We start from the raw sequence: 19529 nt of genomic DNA, 5'->3' as shown, positions 1-19529 counted from the left end.
TACAAGCAGGCCTTTATAGGGTGAAGACCGAAGCTCCGTTTCAACGGAGCTGCTCTTCAAGGTATTGGACCTTTTAATCCTGCAGACGCACCAACATCCTGGTCCTGCAGACATTAATGATCGCGCACAGCAGCAGACTCAATAATGCGGTGCAGATAAATACGCCCGCTCCGGTCATGGCCAGCATCACGCCACCGATTAATGGCCCGACTGCGACCCCCAGCGTCGTCAAGGTTGAGGCACCCAGATAAGCACCGCGATGCTCTGCCGGAGCCAGCTGATCGAGCAAGATGTTCAGGTTCGGCATCAGAATCGCTTCCCCCATGCTAAATATGGCGGTGACCGTCAGCCATGCCCAAACGTCTGTCGAACATGTGGCAAAGAGACACAGCTGCGAGAATGCGAAAATTAAGCCGCCTAAAAGAATGCGTCCCGGCAGGCTGATCTGTGCCAGAAAGCGCATAATAAAGCTCTGAAACACCAGGACGGTGCAGGCATTGGTCACCAGTATCAGGGTAATCAGCTTAACCGCCGCGTTGCTGTCGAGTAGTATCAGGTACTGGGGTAATACGGCTTCGTAATGGATAAACACAACGCTGCACAAAATGCTGCACAGCAGCGCCGCAATGTAGATTTTATCCCTGGCGATAATCCCCATTACCTGGTGCAGCTTAACCGCCGGCGCACCGCCGCCCTGCTCTTCGCTCAGCAGTTTACCCGCCGGGATAAACAGCAGCACGTAGACGAAAAATGGCAGATAGGTCAGCCCGGTGATCAGGAACGTTCCCTTCTGAGATGTCAGGCCAAAGACGATGCCAACCAGCGGGCCAAACACCGCCGCGACGTTGATCAGGTAGTAACGCATTTGCAGGGCAAGCGCGCGGCGACGCCGGTCACCAAGCAGATCGCTCACCAGCGCACGCACCGGGGGATCCACCCACGCAAAGCAAACGCCGATGATCATCAGACCGGTAATAAACAGCCCCATCCCGGTGGCCTGCGCCAGAATGATATATCCCACGGCAGAAAAGCCGCAGCCCAGCAGAAGAATGATCCGACGCCCTAACCTGTCCGAAATCTGCCCACCATACATACCGAGCACCACTGAAATCAGCGCGCTGCTGGTCATCGCCAGGCCAATGGCAATCGGCGACATATGGTAATTCTGCGTCATGATAATTGTGATAAACGGCCAGGCCATAAAATAGCTAAAACGTACAATTAAGGTAAAAAAGAGCAGCGCATGGACAGTCGCCGGGAACGTTTTTAGCGTCTGGAATAGCCCCGGAGCCGCATTAAATTCAGCGGCGGGTTTTGTCGTCATAAGTTATCCTAATCATTATTTTTATTAACATATCGGATCGCTATTAATGATAAGCGTCTAAATATTAATAAGATTATTCACCGGCAGCTGCAATACAAATGTTAAATATATGTATAATTTGCCAACTTATGATGTGAGGCCTATGGGTCGCAGAGAAATATAAGGGAAAGGATGACTCAGGCCACAGAATGCGGTAGTTAATACTAAAACGACCGGCAACCCGTTGCAGGCTGCCGGCCTGAGAAGATTTACACTCTGCTGGCGTTATACCCACCAGCAAAGCAGTCTTCATCCAGCGTCAGGCTGCCAATTTTATGTACCGGGCCACGCATGCTGACCTGGAAATCATCATGGAAGGTAATCTGCAGCTGCCCACCCGGCATATTCACGCTGACCTGGTTATCGACCCGATCCAGTTTGCGCATTACGCTGGCTGCGGCACAGCTGCTGCTGCCGGATGCCATTGTAAATCCGGCGCCCCGCTCCCAGATACCAATACGCAGCGTATTGCGATCCACAACTTCCACCAGCTGGACATTGGTGCGCCTGGGGAACAGAGGATGATTTTCAATCTGCGGCCCCAGGCGGTGAACCAGCGCCAGATCGAGCTTATCCACCAGCACAACACAGTGTGGATTACCCATTGAGACCAGCGAAACCCGAAGAGTTTCCTTTGCCAGCTTCAGGGGAAAATTCAGGGCTTCGGGCCGATCAATCAAAGCGGGCAATGCCGCCGGATTGAAATTCGCCTGCCCCATCTCCACCGTGATTTGATGAGGATCTTCATGAACCCGGCAATGTACATCCCCACCCGCGGTATGCACTAAAAAGGGCTCGTGTCCGACGCGGTCGATATCGAAAAGATATCGGGCATAGATGCGCAGACCGTTACCGCTTTTCTCGGCTTCTGAACCGTCCGGATTGATAATGCGCAATGTGGGATTGTGCCGATCGCCACTGTCAATAAGCAGCCCATCAGATCCAAAACCATAATGGCGATGACATAAGGTACGAATCTGCTCGATGCTCAGCTGTTCTGCGACAGTACGGTGGCATACCAGGTAATCATTACCGAGTCCGTGATATTTATGAAATAGCAAAGGCGTCATGAATAGCGTTCTGAATGTGATTATTTAACAAATACATTACCGTATTTTTCAGCTCACGGGACAAAAAAAGTGAACGCTGTTTTCGTTCATGTTCAATAAGCCATTCTTTACGCGCTATACCTCCCCCGTAGCCGGTCATTGCCCCCTCTTTACCAATAATCCGGTGACACGGAATAACAATGGCTATCCGGTTGGCACCATTTGCCGCAGCCACTGCACGCACGGCAGCAGGTTTTTCAATCTTTCCGGCAAGGGATTGATAATACGATGTCTGACCGTAAGGGATCTCGCGTAACGCCTGCCAGACGGCGTGCTGAAAATCAGTACCGGGCGCATCCAGCGTGAGATCAAACCGTTGGCGCGTACCGGAAAAGTACTCATTAATCTCTTTCACCGCCTGACGGGTATGGCTATTTTCCCCGGACATGATCCTCGCCTTCAACAGACGCTGGAGATCGCGAAACTCCGTCTCCAGCATACGACGATCGGTAAATTCCAGCAGACAAACTCCCCGTTCCGTGGCGCAGACAAACATGGGGCCAAGGGGGGGTTGTGAAACGGTGAATAACGATCACCCTGGTCTGTTCGGTTGGCGCGGCGCCCGTAAGACGCTTACAGGTATAGCCAAAACCGCTTAAGGATTCGTAACCACTGTCAAAAGCGGCATCGGTCGCGTTACGTCCCCCTTTTAACTCCTGCAGGGCAATATTAACCCGCTGCATTCGCTGAAAGGCCTGGAAGGTAATACCGTGGTTTTGCAGAAACCAGCGCCGCACCCGCTCGGGGCTAATGTCGTGCTTACGAAGCTCTGTATCGCTTATCCGGGTTTTCGAATCCGCGCGAACAAGCTCGAGCGCCTGTTCGATGAACAATGGCGCGCTGTGGGCATTTTCAGTAGGTCGGCACACTTTACAGGGGCGATAACCGGCATCCAGAGCAGATTTAAAATCTTTATAAAACTCAACGTTTTCACGTTTCGGTTTCCGCTATCCGGGTTTTCGAATCCGCGCGAACAAGCTCGAGCGCCTGTTCGATGAACAATGGCGCGCTGTGGGCATTTTCAGTAGGTCGGCACACTTTACAGGGGCGATAACCGGCATCCAGAGCAGATTTAAAATCTTTATAAAACTCAACGTTTTCACGTTTCGGTTTCCGCGCCCGGCATACCGCAATACAGAATACCCCTGTCGTTTTGACACCAACGTAGAATACCCCCGTATACCCGGAATCACGTTCAAGCAATGCCTGATACCAGAGATCGCACTGCTTAATATCAAGCACTTTCATCAACAAAGACCCCGGCAAATGATTGTTGCGACTGGATGAGCTGCAGCGCATTTTTCAGCTTCAACTGCATGGCTGAATGCACAACGTTCCCCATGGAAATACGGCTTATACCGGCTGTTTTCAGTCTCCCGAACGCAGGGAGGTCGGGCATGCACATGACGTTTAACGGCAGGTTAAGCTCTTCAGAAATGATCTTAATTTCCTGTTCTGACGTCAGGCATGGAACAAAAAGCCCGTCTGCGCCCGCAGCTTCGTAGAGCCGGCCCCGCAATAGCGTCTCCTGCAACGCTTGCTCATGATTAAGCAGGTAGGTATCGGTACGGATATTAAGAAATAAGTGATGATTCCCGGCGTTCAACCGGGTGCGGATCTCTTTTAGAACCCCGGAAAATGCCAGCGCATCATCAAGTCGTCTGACGCCGTTAACGACGCTACTGTCCTCAAGATTTATCCCCACTACCCCCGTCTGCACCAGACGCTTAAGGTGCTCCGCTATCTCATACGCGCTACTGCCAAACCCGGCTTCGACATCAACGCTTAAGGGCAGATTACTGACGGACCTGATACGCGTGACAATATAGAGCAATTCGTCAAAAGACATTGCTTCTCCGTCTTCGTAACCCAGCATCGCGGCAATGGCTGCGCTTGATGTCCCCAGAGCCTGATAACCTGCCTGTTGCGCCGCTAATGCACTGGTCGCATCCCAGACATTCGCGATAAGTAAGGGTGTGTCCTGATGGTGAAGTTCAGCAAAGGTCATGATTGTCTCCTGTAATAAGGTACAGGATGAATCTAGGGTATTCGACGATCGCCTCACAACCGAAAATCGGACAACCATTTTTTAAGGGGGCATCCCCCCCTTGCCGTTATAATGCTTTGTCGGTAAACAGCGGGACGTTGCAGGACGTGGAAATATGATCCAGATAACCGCGCAGCGCTTCTGTGTACGGGAAGCCTTTCACAATCGTCAGCGAATTGAGAACCGGGAAGAGATAAAAATCGGTGATGCTGACAGGATTGCGTGCACTCAACCAGGCCTCGATTTTACCGAGCTCCGCCGACAGCGTATCGATATAGGTCTGGGTGTTGGCCATCAACGTATCCAGATCGCCAAAGGCGTTAATCTCGCGCTGGGTATAGGCTTCGCGCGCGGCGGGCGTGGCGAGTTCTTTGAAATCGGCCCGGGTAAACCGCGGGATCGCCAGGTTAAATACGGTGCGCGTATTCTCTTTACACCAGGCCTCAATGAACGGATCGCATTCCCCCGAAATAACCGGCGCGCCGTCAAGCTGGTCAACATGGTGAACGATATCCATGCTTTCCGGCATATAAACGCCCTTTTCTTTCTCCAGGATCGGCACGACCTTTTTGCCCACCATACGGGTTGGCGTTTCGACATCGCCTTCCATAATCACGCCCAGCTCGAAAGGCACCTTTTTAAGGCCGAAGATCATTCTCGCGCGGATACAGAACGGGCAATGCTCATACACATATAATTTCATAGCATTCTCTTTTCAACTTAAACGGGATAACGCCACACAGCATCTGGCAAATGGGGTCCGGGTTTCCAGACTAAATTTGGTAGGGTTTATGTTATCCACCAGCAAATTATTCCACCCTCACCCGGACTTTCGGCTTGGACAGCAGGATCATAATCAGCTCCTTAAAAGGCACCGGCTTAAAGAAATAGTACCCCTGCAAAAAGGTGATGTTATTCCGGTTGAGATAATCAAGCTGCTCCCGCGTCTCCACCCCTTCGGCAACAATGCTGATAGAGAGTTTTCGCGCGAGATCCAGCACGGAATCGAGGATCCGGGTCGAGTCTTCATGCGTATTAACCCGGCCCACAAAGCTCTTGTCAATTTTGATGTAATCGATATGCAGATCGTGCAGGTACGAAAGCCCGGAATAGCCAGTACCAAAATCATCCAGCGCAATGGCAAAGCCGTTCTCATGCAGAATGTTCAGGGTCTGCACGAGGTTTTCATCAATATCCAGCGGCTCACGCTCCGTCACCTCAATAACCAGATTTAAATCGGGGCGGCTGAAGCTGTCCTTATATTTCAGGCAATCTTCCACAAAGGCGGGTGACGCTATATGCGAAGCACTAAAGTTAATGCCGACATGAAAGCCCTCCGGAAGCTTACTGGCAATGGCATTCATATCGGCAGCAACCTGCTTCATCAGGCTTTGCGTGAGGGGCACGATCAGGCCTGATTTTTCCGCGACCGGAATAAATGCCGCCGGAGAAATGAATCCTTCTTTTGGATGCCTCCATCTGGCCAGGACTTCAACCCCTCGCAGGGTTCCCTCCTTGCCATTGACGACAGGCTGATAAAACGGAACGATCTCACCCAGCGTAATTGCCCAGCGGAGCGCCTCTTCCGGCGGGGTATGTTTATTCAGGTATTTATTGAGGATATAGGCCGCAAGGCAGGACATAAGCATCAAAAACAGTAACATTGCCCCGCCCTGGTCAATCAGCCGGTGCAGGCTGAACAACGGAGGCGCATTGTATTCAATACTGTAGGGATATTCTGTGGCCGCAACCTGTCCCGTAGAGTTGTCCGCTACCGTAGTGACATCCCCGGTCATGCCCAGAACGGCATTGCCCACTTTGAGTGAATAGGTCAGACCCTTATAGGAGATATCCAGCGCATCGCGGATATGCCGATCGCTGATGGTCACCATAATTCGATTACCCGCCACGGTAGTCTGATATAACAGAACGGGACGATTGTTGACGGTGCTTTTTGCCGGCGCGAGAAACAGCGGCGAATCGGGCAATCCGGCGACGTTGACCAGCAGCACGCGGTTACCCGGCAGGGATGAACACCACACCTTGCCTTCTCTGAGAATGATGATAGTCCTGAGATGCGGTTGCAGAGCCGCCTCGGTACCAAGCTGATACTGCTCTTCCGGACCACACTCTTTTTCGGCCATGCGCATCGATGTACGGGTGGCGAGACGGGCCTCATCAAGAATGATATCCATATTTTTTACGGCGTATTGCGCGCCTGCCTGACTGTCTACCCGCGCAGAGTACCAGAGCTGTGTATTGAGAATAAAAACACCCATCAGAAACATCGCCACCGCAGTCAGGGCGGGAATAAAGGCATTGCGCATCGACATATCCTGGATAAGGGAAGGTAACTACGCAGGCGGCATCTTAAGTGCCTGATTATTGCTTTACAGAGAGCATGATCGACAAAATATAAAATAACCATGCTCCCGCAAAAACTTACCCAGAAAACAGCAGGAAAGCGTGATGAATCGCTATGAAGAAGTGCGCCTGAACCGGTTAACAAGCACCATACCGACGAGCATCGACAGCGTAAACAGCAGCCCCTTTCCGACGCCCGACCCCAGTAACACCAGCGACGGCCCGGGGCAAATGCCCGCCAGCCCCCAGCCCAGACCAAAGAGAATGGCGCCCACCAGCAGCGCACGGTCTATGGCGTTATTCTCCGGCAACAGGATCGGCACCCCGCAAATGGCCCTTTTTCTGCCTTTGACCAGTGCGAAGCCGACGATCCCCACCGCAATCGCCCCTATCATTACAAAGGCAAGAGAGGGATCCCAGGCCTGAGACAGATCCAGAAAGTTAAGCACCTTCCCGGGGTTTGCCATCCCGCTGACCAGCAAGCCCACGCCAAAAATCAGGCCACACACAAACGCGGTAATGTTTAGCATCATCCCCTCCTCAACCCAGCCAGAAACCGATCAGCGTGGCGGTAACAACGCCCACACCCATAAAGGTCAGCGTGGCGACCAGAGAGCGCTTAGAAAAACGCGACAGCCCGCAGACGCCGTGCCCGCTGGTACACCCGGATCCCAGACGTGACCCAATGCCCACCAGCAAACCGGCCACGATAATCATCGGCCAGGAGGTCTGGACGTTGATCTCCGGTAAGGGGAAAAACAGGGAGAACAGCAGCGGCGAGCCAATCAGACCGGCTAAAAAGGCCATTCGCCACCCTTCTGTTCGGGTCTTTTTCGTCAGCATACCCGCCACGATGCCGCTGATCCCGGCGATGCGCCCACAGAAGTGGATCAGCATTATGGCGGCCAGCCCAATTAACAGCCCGCCGCCGAGACTGCTCAGGGGCGTAAAGTGTGAGAAATCAATCGTCATGGTCAACTCCTGCCTGTGGGCAATAGAGGTCATATTAAGTATGGATAGTCTACGCCGGACCCTGCTGCAAAAGGCAAAAAAAACGGCAGGGATCCTGAGATCCCTGCCGTTTGGTTGAGTCAGACTGAATCAGAACTGATAGCTGAGACCGGCCTGTACGCTGGCATCGTTATCCACATCACCCGTACCGAAGTAGATACCGGTATTAACGGAGAAGTTGTTCCCGATGGTGGTGTTAATACCCGCGCCGAAGATACCCATCGAGGTATTGTGACCGCTGGTGTTGTGATAATCCGCCGCTTTAATGTCGGTGTTATCGCTAAACTCGGTCTGGTAACGGGCATCAACCCACGGATAGAGCTCGACGTTCTTGTTGAGATCCGCCAGTTTGGTGGTGACGCGCATCCCCAGGCTGGTGTTCCACTGCGAAACCTGGTTATCGCTGAAGGTCAGCTCTTTATCAGAGAACCCTTTCTCTTCCGCTTTATCCCAGCCTAAGGTGGCATAAGGCTGGAGGACGGTTTCGCCCGGCAGCATGACGTTGACACCGGTACGCAGCTGAGTGGTGTACAGATTGCCATCCGCGGAGCCGCTTAATGCTTCGGTCATGCCGCTGGTGTCCTCTTTGCTGTTCTTCGCAGACATCGAGTAACGCATATCGCCGTAGCTGAAGCTGCCGTCAACGAACATGCCCCACAGGTTGTCGTGCAGCGCCTGCTGCCAGCCTGCATACAGGCTGTAGTAGTTGCCATACACGGTATCGTTGAAGCTGTTAGCACCGCCGCTATTGCTCTGGTCGCGGCTGCGGGTCCAGGCCAGCGCCACGCCGCCGGTCAGGCTGTCGCCGTTTGCCAGGTGGGTAGTCCAGTCCACGCCGCCCTGCACGCCCTGGGTGATGTCCTGATAATCAACGTCGTCGCTGTAATCCCCGTGGTGATAGAGGAAGTCGCCCCACAGCTGCGCACCATCGGCGGTATGGCCATACAGGTTTTGCAGGTGAACCTGATCCAGGCGGTTCGCCAGATCGTCCGTTACCATGCGGCCCGCCTGCTTGGCGGCGTCAAGACCGGCAATCGCACCCTGAACATCGCTGGCGAGTTCACCGCGAGAGCTGTCGAGCAGCACGTTGTACGCGTTTGGTGTGGCAGTCAGCCCGGCGCTTTTGCTCAGCTGCGCCGCCTGGGCAATGGTCAGGGAATCATTGTAGTTGTAGGCGCCGCTGCGGCTTTCAACCTGCTGTGAACCGTTGCTGAACTGAGCTTCAACGGCATCGTTCGGGTTACCGGCGGTAGAAAATGTCGCAATCTGGACGTTTTTCTGATTCAGGGTAGACGCTGAAATCTGGGTCACCATCAGGCTGTTGTTGGTCCCGGTGACGTTACCAAAATCAACGGTGCTGTCGGAGGTCATCGCAACCTGGACATTGCTGCCGGTGGTATCCGCTACCAGGCGGGAGCCATTCTGGATAGTCCAGCCGGTATTGTCGTTTAACTTATCGATATCGATATTGTTATCCGACGTCGTGTTCACCGTCTCAAATCCGCTGATTTTACCGGTGATGGTGCTGTTTGCATCCATCGACAGCTCATCTGTCCCGGTGCCTGCATCCACGTTGCCGGTCACAGAGGAGTTATTGGTCAGCACGACCGTATCGTTCCCTGCCCCGGTGGTAATATCGCCGTTCACCGTCGAGTTATTCAGCTGCACCGTGGTGCTGCTTTCATCGGCGGTAATAATATTGCCGTTCAGGGTGCTGCTATCGAGGGATATTTGCGCCGTGGATGTGGAGGAGCCATCCCCGACAACGGCAATGGAGCCATTTACCGTCGCGCCATTGGTCAGCGCAACGGTGGACGCCTGCTGACCATAGATACCCATCGCCACAGTTTGCCCCTGAAGCGCCGAGGTAATGCTGGCTGCGTCCGCGTTGCCTGCATAAGCGCCTTCAAAATACCCCTGCAGCGTCGCGTTAGTTTCATTTGCCGTCACGGTACTGTTATCAACGCTAATGGCGTTATTGCTGTTAGTGAAGGCATAAATAGCGCCGTTAACCGTGCTGTTCCCGGCAACATTAATGGTGTTATCCCCGCCGGTTACGGTATAAATAGCGCCGCCAAGGGTACTGCCATTTTCAATATTGACGGTGTTGTTGCCTTCATTGGCGCCGGAGTCAACAAAAATAGCCGCCCCGCCCATATAGGTTTTCGCATGCGATGCCGCACCGTAGATAACATTGTCATTTTCGCCGGTCAGCGTGGAATTATTGACATCAATATTAAAGCTGCCGTTGTCGCCCGGGGCGTTATTCCCGCCCTCAATCATGTCGGTGGTCGCACCGTTCTGCAGGGTAATATTTTTGGTACCACCGTAATTAGCCTGAATAAACGTCCCGCTCATGTCGGTGCCGTCTACGGTCAGTGACTGGGTGTCTTCCTGCTTGTTATCCCACAGGTAGACGGCGTCATTGCCGTTACCGGTGCTGTTGGTATTAGCATCATTGATATATGCGGTGCCGTTATTGTTGACTGCCCAGGTCTCGGTGCCATTAGGACCATGATAATTGGTACTCTGGAAACCGCAGGTGCTGGTTGGCGCACTGGTTGTTGAGCAGTCTCCAGCTAAGGCGTAGCCGGAAAAAGCCGTAAGCGATAACAGGATGCATTTTGACAACAGGGTGCGGCGAGTCTTATAGCGCATTTGTAATTCTCCAGGATGATTCTGATATGTGAATTTCCGGGGAGATTTTTACGCAATAAAAATGAATTAAGAATAGTCTTGCCGCCTGCCATTTGTAATATTAATTACGAGGTCGTGATTTAATCCCTAATTGAAAAAGAGATAAGGCAAGTGTAATTTTTATATTAATAGATTCATGCGATGAATGCTTTTGACCGTTTATGCCGCGCAACCCGCCCGCATAAATCAGATATTATATTTATAACCCTTTGTGATTATAAGAATGAATAGAACAAGATCGTCAACGCCATATAAATAATGTTTAGGATACTAACATTTTGTTTCATCGGCGGGAGAAAAGTGCAACTCCCGCCCGAAGATTAGATTTTCAACTCAGGAACAAGGGCTTTTTTGTCCGACATACAGGTTTGCCAGGCCTTGCCCGGCTCGCCGTTATCCAGCACCGAGGAGGTGCGATACTCCACCGTGCGGGTGCGCTGGTCAGACGCCACGTACTCTATGGTCGTCCAGCGGGTGTTGGCATCCTTCCCCTCGGCGGTGAGTTCGATGGTCTGGTTTTTCACAATTTCGGCGCACTCGCTGGCCGCGGCCTCAACTTTGCGAAACTTCTTCTCTTCCGGGGATGTGCCCTCGTTGGACATACATCCGGTAAACAGCAAACAGGCGAGAGATATCAGGCTGATTTTTTGCAGCATTACGCAGTCCTTTTGTTAAACACGCATTAGCTGAAGCGTAGCCTATGCGGCTGCGCTCTTCCTGTTTAACGGAGCTGGCTGATGTTCGCATCAATTTGCTTTTGCATGGCATGTCGCGTAGCCGGAGTGATCTTTCCCGGAAGCAGCGCTTCGGCATACACGGAAAACCCGCTTGCGACATCGGCGATGCGCGTAATAACCTGGTTTACCTGCGCTTCACTGAGGTCCGCCTCCTGAGTGCCCAACCACAGCAGATGCTGCTTCTTAATATTCAGCGCCTCGCCCATGACATCCATCTGATGATAGCCACCAGGGCCTTCGTTCCAGGTGACATCAAACGCAGGTGCCAGTGACCATGTCCCGTCCGCAGACATCAAGTAAGCGAAGTTTTTTGGGTGATCGTCGCGGTTATTGAAGATGACGTTAAAGACAATTCGGGCAAAGGCGCGCGCTTTCTCACGCACATCGTTGGTACAGAACTGCGTGGCGCGTAAAAACGTGGCGTAATCCAGTGCGCCCGGCGCACGATAATCCGCCCCGGTAAATGCTGCCAGGCTTTGCATCGGAACCCGCATCCCGGCTTGCCGATCGAAGCGTTTGCTGGCGAATGCCGCATAACCGCCCGGCAGATCAAAATATTCTGTTTGCGGTGTATCAATGCCGCAGTCGCGCAGGCACTGGGCATAAACCATCTCAATGGCACATACTTCGGCAGGTTCATCTCTGGCAGGAAATTTAATCAGCCATGGCTCATAGCTCGTGGCAGGGACCGTCGTGAATCTTCCAGTGACAGTGTCACGATACAGCAAGGCTTTGGGTCTCGCCCCCTGCGGGGAACCACCCAACTGCAGCAGCCGGTGTAAAAAATGCCCCGCCTTCGCCTTCCATCACCTCCCGAACCTTCGTAATAAACCTCTACGCGATCAGGCATTATGACTCCTTTTCCTTATACGCTGACGGGTGGCGCTGGCTTCGAAGCGGCGAAGATCGTCCAGGCTCTCCAGCTGCGGCAGAAACAGGTTTTCCAGTTCCCGGGTAAGGCCCAGCACCATCGCCACTCGAACCACAACTTCAAAGCCGACATTGCGCCCCGCCTCCAGGTTTGAAACCGTATTCACCCCTACGCCAGCCCGTTGCGCCAGTTCGGCCTGGGTAAACTGGCGTCGGATACGCTCCTGGCGTAGCCGCTCACAAAGTGACTTAACGATCTCATCAGGCTTTTTGAAGTTTAAATCCATTATTTTGTACCTTAACGGCGTATTTTGACGTTAACCCACAATATTATAGAGTTATTTCCATTACTACGCCATGTAGCTTAAGACACAAAATATGATAATTAACGCTGAAAAAACGCATTAAGGCACACAATACTGGAGTTACACAAGTCACGCTTTCACAACCAAAACCCCCTGCTGGCTCACCGCGTCCACCCAACGGCTGTCGGTGTCCGGTTCAACCACCACGGTGTTAATCAGCGAAAGCTCGCCGATCAGGAAGGACGATGCGGTATTAACTTTTTCCGGGGACGCCAGCACAACCGTTTCTGCGGCTCTGCCGGAAAATGCACGTTTGATGCACGCTTCTTCATAATCTCCGGTGGTTAACCCGGCCTCAGGATGGATCCCGGTGACCCCCCATGAAAAACAGATCGGCATGGATATGCGCAATGCCTTCAATAGCCGCGGCGCCGACCGTGACGACCGAGTGGCGGAACAGGCGCCCGCCAATCAGGATCACCTCCACCAGGGGATAATCCACCAGCGCCAGGGCAATGCCCGGGCTGTGGGTCACCGCTGTGAAAGGCAGATCCACAGGCAGGCAGCGCACCAGTTCGGTGGTCGTGGTTCCGCCGTCGATAATCACCACCTGGCCGGGCGAGATCAGCCCGACGCCCTTCTGCGCCACCCGCTTTTTCGCCTCAATGCCCAGGCTGCTGCGTTCGGCAAAGCTGGAGACCGCCTTTGATGCCGGCAACGCGCCGCCGTGTACCCGCTGTAAACGCCCCTCGGCCGCCAGCTCACGCAGATCCCGGCGAATGGTATCTTCCGACACCTCAAACTCCAGGCTAAGGGTTTTGGATAACACCTGCCCATCGGAATTCAGTTTTTCGAGGATCAGCTGTTTGCGTTGACGAGTGAGCATGGGTCGGTTCCTGAAGTTGCATGTTTGATCTTGATATTGCACGAACGTGCAGTTTATGATGCTTACTCTACGAAAACAGGAGGCACCGTGCAATCAAATCGTGCAGAAGTACGCATTCTCGACAGCAAAACGTTGTCAGATGACTGGTACACCCTCAAAAAATACACCTTCGACGTACGCCGCCGTAACGGGGAGTGGCAACGCCAGAACCGCGAAGCCTATGACCGGGGCAATGGCGCAACCATCCTGCTCTATAACCGCGAAAAACGGACGGTGATCCTCACCCGCCAGTTCCGCTTTCCGGTGTACATCAACGGTCACGACGGCTATCTGATTGAAACCGCCGCCGGCCTGCTCGATAACATGGCGCCGGAAAAGCGCATCAAAGCCGAAGCGGAAGAAGAGACCGGGTATCAGATCGACCACGTGGAGAAGGTCTTCGAAGCCTTTATGAGCCCCGGTTCGGTCACCGAGAAACTCTACTTTTACATCGCGGAGTATCTTCCCGGGGATCGCACCGGCGAAGGCGGCGGCATTGAGGCCGAAGGTGAAGACATCGAGGTGCTGGAGTGGCCCATCGGGCAGGCGTTGCAGGCCATTGATGACGGCATTATTGTCGATGGCAAAACCATCATGCTGCTGTATCACGTGGCCCTGAAGAGGATCCTCTGGTGAAATCGCACCGACAGAAACGGATTTCTGTCACCCCGCAAACCTCATCATCTACACTTCTGAAAAGAGCAAACCGGAGATGCCTGCATGACCGACTGGAACCCCGCCCTGTATCTGCAATACGGCGCAGAACGCACCCGCCCCGCCTTAGAGCTTCTCTCCCGCATTGCGCTGGATGAGGTCACCGATGTGGTCGATCTGGGATGCGGGCCAGGCAACAGCACGGCGCTGCTCCAGCAGCGATGGCCCTCGGCACGTATCACCGGGGTGGATACGTCGCCGGCCATGCTGGCAGAAGCCAGAGCGGCGTTGCCGGGCTGTCGGTTTGTTGAGGCCGATATTCGCCACTATCGTCCGGAACAGGCCCTGAGCGTGATTTACGCCAACGCTTCGTTGCAGTGGGTGGTGGATGACCACTACGAACTGCTGCCGCACCTGGTCTCGCTGCTGAAGCTGCACGGCGTGCTGGCGATCCAGATGCCGGATAACTTTCAGGAACCGACCCACGTGCTGATGCGTGAAGTGGCTTTTGAACAGGATTATCCGGATCGCGGCCGCGCGGCCCTGCCGGGGGTGCATGCCTATTACGATATTCTGACCGAGGCGGGTTGCGAGGTTGATATCTGGCGCACCACCTATTACCACCAGATGAGTTCTCACCAGGCGATTATCGACTGGGTAAGCGCCACCGGCCTGCGTCCCTGGCTGCAGGAGCTGAATGAGCGCGAGCAACAACGCTATCTGCATCGCTATCATCAGCTGCTCGAAGAGCAGTATCCGCTGCAGGAGAATGGGCAGATACTGCTGGCCTTTCCGCGACTGTTTATCGTCGCCAGACGCGTACCTTAATTACGCCTTCGCCTCTTTCAGCAGCTGCTGGATCACCTGCTCCTGCCTGTCGTTATTCCCCTCCCCGAAAGAGGCGTAACGCAGCTGACCTTTGGCATCGAAGAAGTAGTGCGCCGGCCAGTAACGATTGCCGAAGGCCGTCCAGATTTTGTAGTTGTTGTCGGCCACCACCCGGTACGGGAGCTGCCATTTATTGATGGCCTGCTGCACCGACGCCAGCGGTTTTTCCCACGGATATTCCGGGGTATGTACGCCAATCACCACCAGCCCCTGGGTCTGATACTTATTGGCCCACTCGCGAACGTGCGGCAGGGCGTGCTGACAGTTGATGCAGTCCCAGGTCCAGAAGTCGATCAGCACCACTTTGCCTTTTAACGACGCCGGGGTAACCGGCTCGCCGTTCAGCCATCCTGTGCCACCCTCAAGCGACGGCATGGCGCTGGTGGTGACCGGTTGCGTGACCGGCTGGAGGGTCGGCTGAGGCTGGCTTTCCGGCGCCAGCTGCAGCAGCGTCTTCTCCAGGCGGTCTGCCACGCCGTTTGCTCCCTGAAAGACGCTGTTCAGACCAAACGCGGTAAAGGCCACCGACATCAGCATCGCCACACCCGCCGCTTTTCGCAGCCCGTCCATCAGCCCTGATTTGGTTTTCAGCCGCGCAATCAGCGCCTGCCCGCTAAAGCCGAGCAGCGCGAGCATTACCGCACAGCCGCTGCCGTAGGCCGCCAGCAGGCTACCGGTATCGATCGGATTATGCCCTGCGATACTCAGACTGATAATGGCCCCCAACACCGGCCCGGCGCACGGCGACCACAGCAGCCCGACCGCCAGCCCGGCGAGCAGCGCCGAGGCCAGACCTCCGGTACGGGTGCTACGGGTATTGAGCGCGTTACCGAGACGTAATGCGGGCCCGGCGATGCGCTGAGCAAAGGCTGGGAAGATCAGGGCCAGCGCGGCCAGGCTCAACAGCGCCAGGGCGATCCAGCGCCCGACCAGAGTGGCGCTGACCACCCAGTCGCTGGCGACGGTGATGAGGCTGGCAACCAGGGTAAACATGATCACCATCCCGAACAGCATGGCGATAAGCTGGCGCTTCTGGCCGCGAAAACCGGCGAACAGCAGCGGGATGACGGGAAGCGTACAGGGGCTGAGCAGACTGACCATGCCCCCCTAAAAATGCGATCACGAGAAACATAACACACCTCACTAAAGCGGTTGGCTGCGACGATTGCAGTGAGGCTATTAAAGCGTGGTGGAGTGTCTGGCATGTGTGGGAAACTGGGGGTTTTGTCAGGTGGTGTATTCGTTTAGCGCGGGGATACAGTGCGGTACAAATGGTGGGTTGAGTGCGGCCTGACTGCCCGGCGGCGCTACGCTTGCCGGGCCTACAAGGTCAAAGGAAGGGTTTTGTAGGCCGGGTAAGGCGCAGCCGCCACCCGGCAGTTCACACCACCGGCAAGGTAATCCGCGCGCTAAGTCCGCCCTCTGACCGGTTCGCCAGCTGCAACTGGCCGTCAAGCTGGGCGGTAAGCTGAGCGGCAATCGCCAGCCCCAGCCCGGTGCCGCCGGTATCCCGGTTGCGGGAGGATTCTACCCGGTAAAACGGCTGCAACACCGCCGCCAGCTCGTTCTCCGGAATACCCGGGCCGTTATCCTCCACGGCGATCAGCACCCTTTCGTCGTGCACCGTCAGCCTCACCTCTGCGGCATCGCCAAACTTCAGGGCGTTATCGAGCAGATTGGTGAGGATCCGGTGCAACGCCTGCGGGCGGGTAGCCAAGGGCAAAGCGGTTCGGGCCGCGACAAACTGCACGTTTTTGCCGGTATCGGCGTAATCACAGACCAGCGTATCAATAAAGTTATAGAGATCGACGTTGCGCACCGGCTCGGGCGATACCCCGGACGAACGTGCATAGTCGATCCCCTCCCGTACCAGCCGGGTCATGCTGTCCAGATCCTGGGTCAGCTTGTCGCGCAGCTCCGGCTGGTCGGCCATCTCCACCCGCAGCCGCATTCGGGTAATGGGCGTCTGTAAATCATGGGAGATGGCGGCGAGGATCTGCGCCCTCTCCTTCAGCGAGGTCTGGATCCTGTCCTGCATGGCGTTAAATGCCCGCGCAGCATGTTGTACCTCCAGCGGGCCTTGCTCGGTGAGGATCAGCGGATTGGGGCTGGCGGGTTCAAGAGTATCGACCGCCCGGGTAAAGCGGGTAAAGGGACGCACCACCTGGCGCACCGCCAGCCAGGCGCAGATCGCCACCAGCAGCAGCTGAATAATAAACACTACCGGCAGCCAGCGGGCGACCGGCGGCATCCGCGGGGTGAGATCCAGCGTCAGCGGCGAGCCGTCGCGCAGCGTCAGGTGCGCCTGAATATGCGAAACCGGGCCCGGCACCGCCGTGAAGCGCAGCGGATACCGGGTCTCAAGGCTCTCCGTTATCGTACGGACCGCATCCCGCGAACGGGCGTCAGCGGGCGGAGCGCCCGGCTCACCGGGGCCCAGCACGTAGTGATAGTTATCCCGGTCGAGGCGTGGAAGCCACTGCGCCCGCTCATTCGCAGGCAGCCGGTCCAGAATCGCCACGCTGGTTGAGACATCGTCCTGCAGATTGCCCAGCATCACGTTGCGCACGCTGCTCATTCGCTCGGCCATCACCAGAGTCAGGCTCAAACCGTTGGCTAACAGCAGCCCCACCAGGACGATCAGCAGCAGACGATAATGCAGCGAACGCGGCCAGAGCCTCACTCTTTAGCCTCAAGAATGCTCACCGGCATCGAAAAGACATAGCCTTCGCTGCGTACTGTTTTTATATACAGCGGGGTGCGCGCATCCTCATTCAGCCGCTGGCGCACCCGGCTGACCAGCAGATCGATTGAGCGCTCGAACAGCTCCGCGTCCCGGCCCTGGGTGAAATTCAGCAGCTGATCGCGGGTTAACACGCGCTGGGGATGGTCGACAAACACCCGCAGCAGACGGTACTCGGCCCCGCTCAGCGCCACGATGGTGCCGGTGGCATCCAGCAGATGACGGGCGCTGGTGTCGAGCTGCCAGTCACCAAAGGCGATGATCCGCCCGGCTTCGGTCACCTGCAGGTTGGGCGGCAGCGTGCGAAAGCGGCGCAGTATGGCTTTGATCCGCGCCAGCAGCTCACGCGCCACAAAGGGTTTGACCACATAATCGTCCGCCCCCATCTCCAGACCCAGAATGCGATCCATGTCGTCGTGGCGCGCGGTCAACATCAAAATCGGCAGATCTTTATGTTGGCCGCTGCGCAGCTGGCGGCACAGGGTCAGTCCGTCGTCGCCGGGCATCATGATATCCAGCACCACCAGATCGACAGCCTGCTTATCGAGCACGGCGCGCATCTCTTTGCCGTTGGCGGCGCCGGTAGCGCGATAGCCCGATTTCAGCAGGTAATCGACGACCAGCTCGCGGATATCCCGGTCGTCATCGACGACAAGAATGTGATCGGTTGTCTCCACCCTAAGCTCCTGTTAATCAGCGATTCGCCAAAAATAGCATAGATTGCTTATAACTTATCCGCATCCACCACCGCCTTGACGAAATCCTGCGGATCTTCCTGCGCCGGATTGTGGCCAATGTTGCCGGTAAAGGTGCGATGCTGATATTTGCCGGTGAATTTCGCGGCATACACCTCAGGCGCCGGATGAGGCGCGCCGTTATTGTCGCCTTCAATGGTGATGGTTGGTACGCTGATGGTCGGGGCGGCCGCCAGCCGTTGTTCATAGCTGTCGTAGCGGCGCTCACCTTTTTCCAGCCCCAGACGCCAGCGGTAGTTGCTGATGGTCACCGCCACGTGATCCGGGTTATCCAGCGCTTTGGCGCTGACGTTGAAGGTGGCATCGCTGAATTTCCAGCCGGGGGATGCGAGAGTCCAGATCAGTTTCGCAAAGTCATGGGTGTTGGCGGCATAGCCCTTCTCGCCGCGCTCGGTGGCAAAGTAGAACTGATACCACCACTGCAGCTCGGCCTGCGGCGGCAGCGGTTTTTCCCCGGCTTTCTGATTACCAATCAGATACCCGCTCACCGAAACCAGCGATTTCACGCGTTCCGGCCACAGTGCCGCCACGATATCCGCCGTTCTGGCACCCCAGTCGTAACCGGCGAAGACCGCACGTTTGATTTTCAGGGCATCCATCAGGTTAATAACGTCTTTCGCCATGGCCGCAGGCTGACCGTTGCGCGGCGTGGCTGGCGACAGAAAATGCGTCGTTCCGAATCCGCGGTTGTACGGCACAATCACCCGGTAGCCTTTTGCCGCCAGCGCCGGGGCAACCTGGGCATAGCTTTGAATATCATACGGCCAGCCGTGGAGCAGGATCACCGGTTCGCCGTTTTTCGGGCCGATATCGACATAGCCAATATTCAGATCGCCCGCGTCAATCTGGCGGATCTGTTTAAAAGCGGTGGCATAGTCGGTGCCCGCCGCTTCGGCCTGACAGGCGGAAACGGTCGCAAAAGAGAGGGTCAGCGCCAGGGTTGAGTAAGCCAGTTTGTTCATCATGGTGGTATCTCCGGGTTATGAATTTCACCCGCTTATCTCACCACCCTGATGTATGGCGAATATGTACAAAGTTGCCCGTTTTGCAAGGTGCTGTAT

At 55.3% G+C, this 19529-nt stretch carries 16 protein-coding genes and 4 pseudogenes; 2 read left to right on the top strand and 18 right to left on the bottom strand.

The window, feature by feature from the left end:
- Positions 1-73: 73 nt before the first annotated feature.
- The 14 genes and pseudogenes from AAHB66_RS11135 to AAHB66_RS11070 all read right to left on the bottom strand — a co-directional run bounded on the left by AAHB66_RS11135 (position 74) and on the right by AAHB66_RS11070 (position 13389).
- On the bottom strand, positions 74-1324 hold the full coding sequence (locus AAHB66_RS11135; protein WP_347116281.1) for an MFS transporter: 1251 nt from the start codon (positions 1322-1324) through the stop codon (positions 74-76).
- 248 nt (positions 1325-1572) lie between these two features.
- A complete protein-coding gene (dapF, locus tag AAHB66_RS11130; protein ID WP_347116280.1) occupies positions 1573-2433 on the bottom strand; it encodes a diaminopimelate epimerase in 861 nt (286 codons plus the stop codon).
- An 82-nt stretch (positions 2434-2515) separates the two neighbouring features.
- Positions 2516-3419: pseudogene (locus AAHB66_RS11125) on the bottom strand (methylated-DNA--[protein]-cysteine S-methyltransferase); the annotation flags it as partial.
- Entirely contained in the window at positions 3403-3720 is a 318-nt protein-coding gene (locus tag AAHB66_RS11120; RefSeq protein ID WP_347116279.1) for an Ada metal-binding domain-containing protein, read from the bottom strand. The gene AAHB66_RS11120 and the pseudogene AAHB66_RS11125, both read right to left, overlap by 17 nt.
- Entirely contained in the window at positions 3707-4480 is a 774-nt protein-coding gene (locus AAHB66_RS11115) for an isocitrate lyase/phosphoenolpyruvate mutase family protein (protein WP_347116278.1), read from the bottom strand. The genes AAHB66_RS11120 and AAHB66_RS11115 overlap by 14 nt, the downstream gene beginning before the upstream one ends.
- A 106-nt stretch (positions 4481-4586) precedes the next feature.
- Positions 4587-5222 (bottom strand): glutaredoxin 2, encoded by a 636-nt coding sequence (grxB, locus tag AAHB66_RS11110; protein WP_347116277.1) that lies wholly within the window; start codon positions 5220-5222, stop codon positions 4587-4589.
- A 106-nt stretch (positions 5223-5328) separates the two neighbouring features.
- Positions 5329-6846, bottom strand: a complete 1518-nt coding sequence (locus tag AAHB66_RS11105) for an EAL domain-containing protein (protein ID WP_347116458.1) — start codon at positions 6844-6846, stop codon at positions 5329-5331.
- Positions 6847-6996: 150 nt separating this feature from the next.
- A complete protein-coding gene (locus AAHB66_RS11100) occupies positions 6997-7413 on the bottom strand; it encodes a DUF6691 family protein (RefSeq protein ID WP_347116457.1) in 417 nt (138 codons plus the stop codon).
- A 10-nt stretch (positions 7414-7423) separates the two neighbouring features.
- Positions 7424-7855 carry a YeeE/YedE family protein gene (locus tag AAHB66_RS11095; RefSeq protein ID WP_347116276.1) on the bottom strand — a complete coding sequence of 144 codons (432 nt, stop codon included), beginning with the start codon at positions 7853-7855 and terminating at the stop codon, positions 7424-7426.
- 129 nt (positions 7856-7984) lie between these two features.
- Positions 7985-10552, bottom strand: coding sequence for an autotransporter domain-containing protein (locus AAHB66_RS11090; protein WP_347116275.1), 2568 nt, complete (start codon positions 10550-10552; stop codon positions 7985-7987).
- A 359-nt stretch (positions 10553-10911) separates the two neighbouring features.
- The gene (locus AAHB66_RS11085) at positions 10912-11247 is read right to left on the bottom strand and encodes a hypothetical protein (RefSeq protein WP_347116273.1); all 336 of its coding nucleotides are present in this window, start codon (positions 11245-11247) and stop codon (positions 10912-10914) included.
- Positions 11248-11312: 65 nt separating this feature from the next.
- A pseudogene (locus tag AAHB66_RS11080) lies at positions 11313-12150 on the bottom strand (HipA domain-containing protein); the annotation flags it as partial.
- Between the two features lie 20 nt (positions 12151-12170).
- On the bottom strand, positions 12171-12485 hold the full coding sequence (locus AAHB66_RS11075) for a helix-turn-helix transcriptional regulator (RefSeq protein WP_347116272.1): 315 nt from the start codon (positions 12483-12485) through the stop codon (positions 12171-12173).
- Positions 12486-12632: 147 nt separating this feature from the next.
- Positions 12633-13389, bottom strand: a pseudogene (locus AAHB66_RS11070) (DeoR/GlpR family DNA-binding transcription regulator).
- Positions 13390-13476: 87 nt separating this feature from the next.
- Here AAHB66_RS11070 and AAHB66_RS11065 point away from each other — a divergent pair.
- Positions 13477-14064, top strand: coding sequence for a GDP-mannose pyrophosphatase (locus AAHB66_RS11065; RefSeq protein ID WP_347116271.1), 588 nt, complete (start codon positions 13477-13479; stop codon positions 14062-14064).
- A gap of 84 nt (positions 14065-14148) precedes the next feature.
- Positions 14149-14910, top strand: coding sequence for a trans-aconitate 2-methyltransferase (gene tam / locus AAHB66_RS11060; RefSeq protein ID WP_347116270.1), 762 nt, complete (start codon positions 14149-14151; stop codon positions 14908-14910).
- Here tam and AAHB66_RS11055 read toward each other — a convergent pair.
- The 4 genes and pseudogenes from AAHB66_RS11055 to AAHB66_RS11040 form a co-directional block, all read right to left on the bottom strand.
- Positions 14911-16102: pseudogene (locus AAHB66_RS11055) on the bottom strand (cytochrome c biogenesis protein/redoxin).
- Positions 16103-16351: 249 nt separating this feature from the next.
- Complete coding sequence (locus AAHB66_RS11050) at positions 16352-17653, bottom strand: ATP-binding protein (RefSeq protein WP_347116269.1); 1302 nt, start codon at positions 17651-17653, stop codon at positions 16352-16354.
- Positions 17650-18390 (bottom strand): response regulator, encoded by a 741-nt coding sequence (locus tag AAHB66_RS11045; protein WP_347116268.1) that lies wholly within the window; start codon positions 18388-18390, stop codon positions 17650-17652. The genes AAHB66_RS11050 and AAHB66_RS11045 overlap by 4 nt, the downstream gene beginning before the upstream one ends.
- A 47-nt stretch (positions 18391-18437) precedes the next feature.
- Positions 18438-19433 (bottom strand): alpha/beta hydrolase, encoded by a 996-nt coding sequence (locus tag AAHB66_RS11040; protein WP_347116267.1) that lies wholly within the window; start codon positions 19431-19433, stop codon positions 18438-18440.
- Positions 19434-19529: the final 96 nt, after the last annotated feature.

This window comes from Leclercia sp. S52 (assembly GCF_039727615.1).
Taxonomy (GTDB): domain Bacteria; phylum Pseudomonadota; class Gammaproteobacteria; order Enterobacterales; family Enterobacteriaceae; genus Enterobacter; species Enterobacter adecarboxylatus_B.
This window is presented reverse-complemented; position numbering and strand designations above follow the sequence as displayed.

What these genes read in the sequence shown, in the direction of transcription:
- tam (WP_347116270.1), top strand. Translation starts at nt 14,149, where the DNA reads ATGACCGACTGGAACCCCGCCCTGTATCTGCAATACGGCGCAGAACGC.
- AAHB66_RS11120 (WP_347116279.1), bottom strand. Translation starts at nt 3,720, where the DNA reads ATGAAAGTGCTTGATATTAAGCAGTGCGATCTCTGGTATCAGGCATTG.
- dapF (WP_347116280.1), bottom strand. Translation starts at nt 2,433, where the DNA reads ATGACGCCTTTGCTATTTCATAAATATCACGGACTCGGTAATGATTAC.
- grxB (WP_347116277.1), bottom strand. Translation starts at nt 5,222, where the DNA reads ATGAAATTATATGTGTATGAGCATTGCCCGTTCTGTATCCGCGCGAGA.
- AAHB66_RS11100 (WP_347116457.1), bottom strand. Translation starts at nt 7,413, where the DNA reads ATGCTAAACATTACCGCGTTTGTGTGTGGCCTGATTTTTGGCGTGGGC.
- AAHB66_RS11090 (WP_347116275.1), bottom strand. Translation starts at nt 10,552, where the DNA reads ATGCGCTATAAGACTCGCCGCACCCTGTTGTCAAAATGCATCCTGTTA.
- AAHB66_RS11040 (WP_347116267.1), bottom strand. Translation starts at nt 19,433, where the DNA reads ATGATGAACAAACTGGCTTACTCAACCCTGGCGCTGACCCTCTCTTTT.
- AAHB66_RS11105 (WP_347116458.1), bottom strand. Translation starts at nt 6,846, where the DNA reads ATGCGCAATGCCTTTATTCCCGCCCTGACTGCGGTGGCGATGTTTCTG.
- AAHB66_RS11115 (WP_347116278.1), bottom strand. Translation starts at nt 4,480, where the DNA reads ATGACCTTTGCTGAACTTCACCATCAGGACACACCCTTACTTATCGCG.
- AAHB66_RS11135 (WP_347116281.1), bottom strand. Translation starts at nt 1,324, where the DNA reads ATGACGACAAAACCCGCCGCTGAATTTAATGCGGCTCCGGGGCTATTC.
- AAHB66_RS11095 (WP_347116276.1), bottom strand. Translation starts at nt 7,855, where the DNA reads ATGACGATTGATTTCTCACACTTTACGCCCCTGAGCAGTCTCGGCGGC.
- AAHB66_RS11075 (WP_347116272.1), bottom strand. Translation starts at nt 12,485, where the DNA reads ATGGATTTAAACTTCAAAAAGCCTGATGAGATCGTTAAGTCACTTTGT.
- AAHB66_RS11085 (WP_347116273.1), bottom strand. Translation starts at nt 11,247, where the DNA reads ATGCTGCAAAAAATCAGCCTGATATCTCTCGCCTGTTTGCTGTTTACC.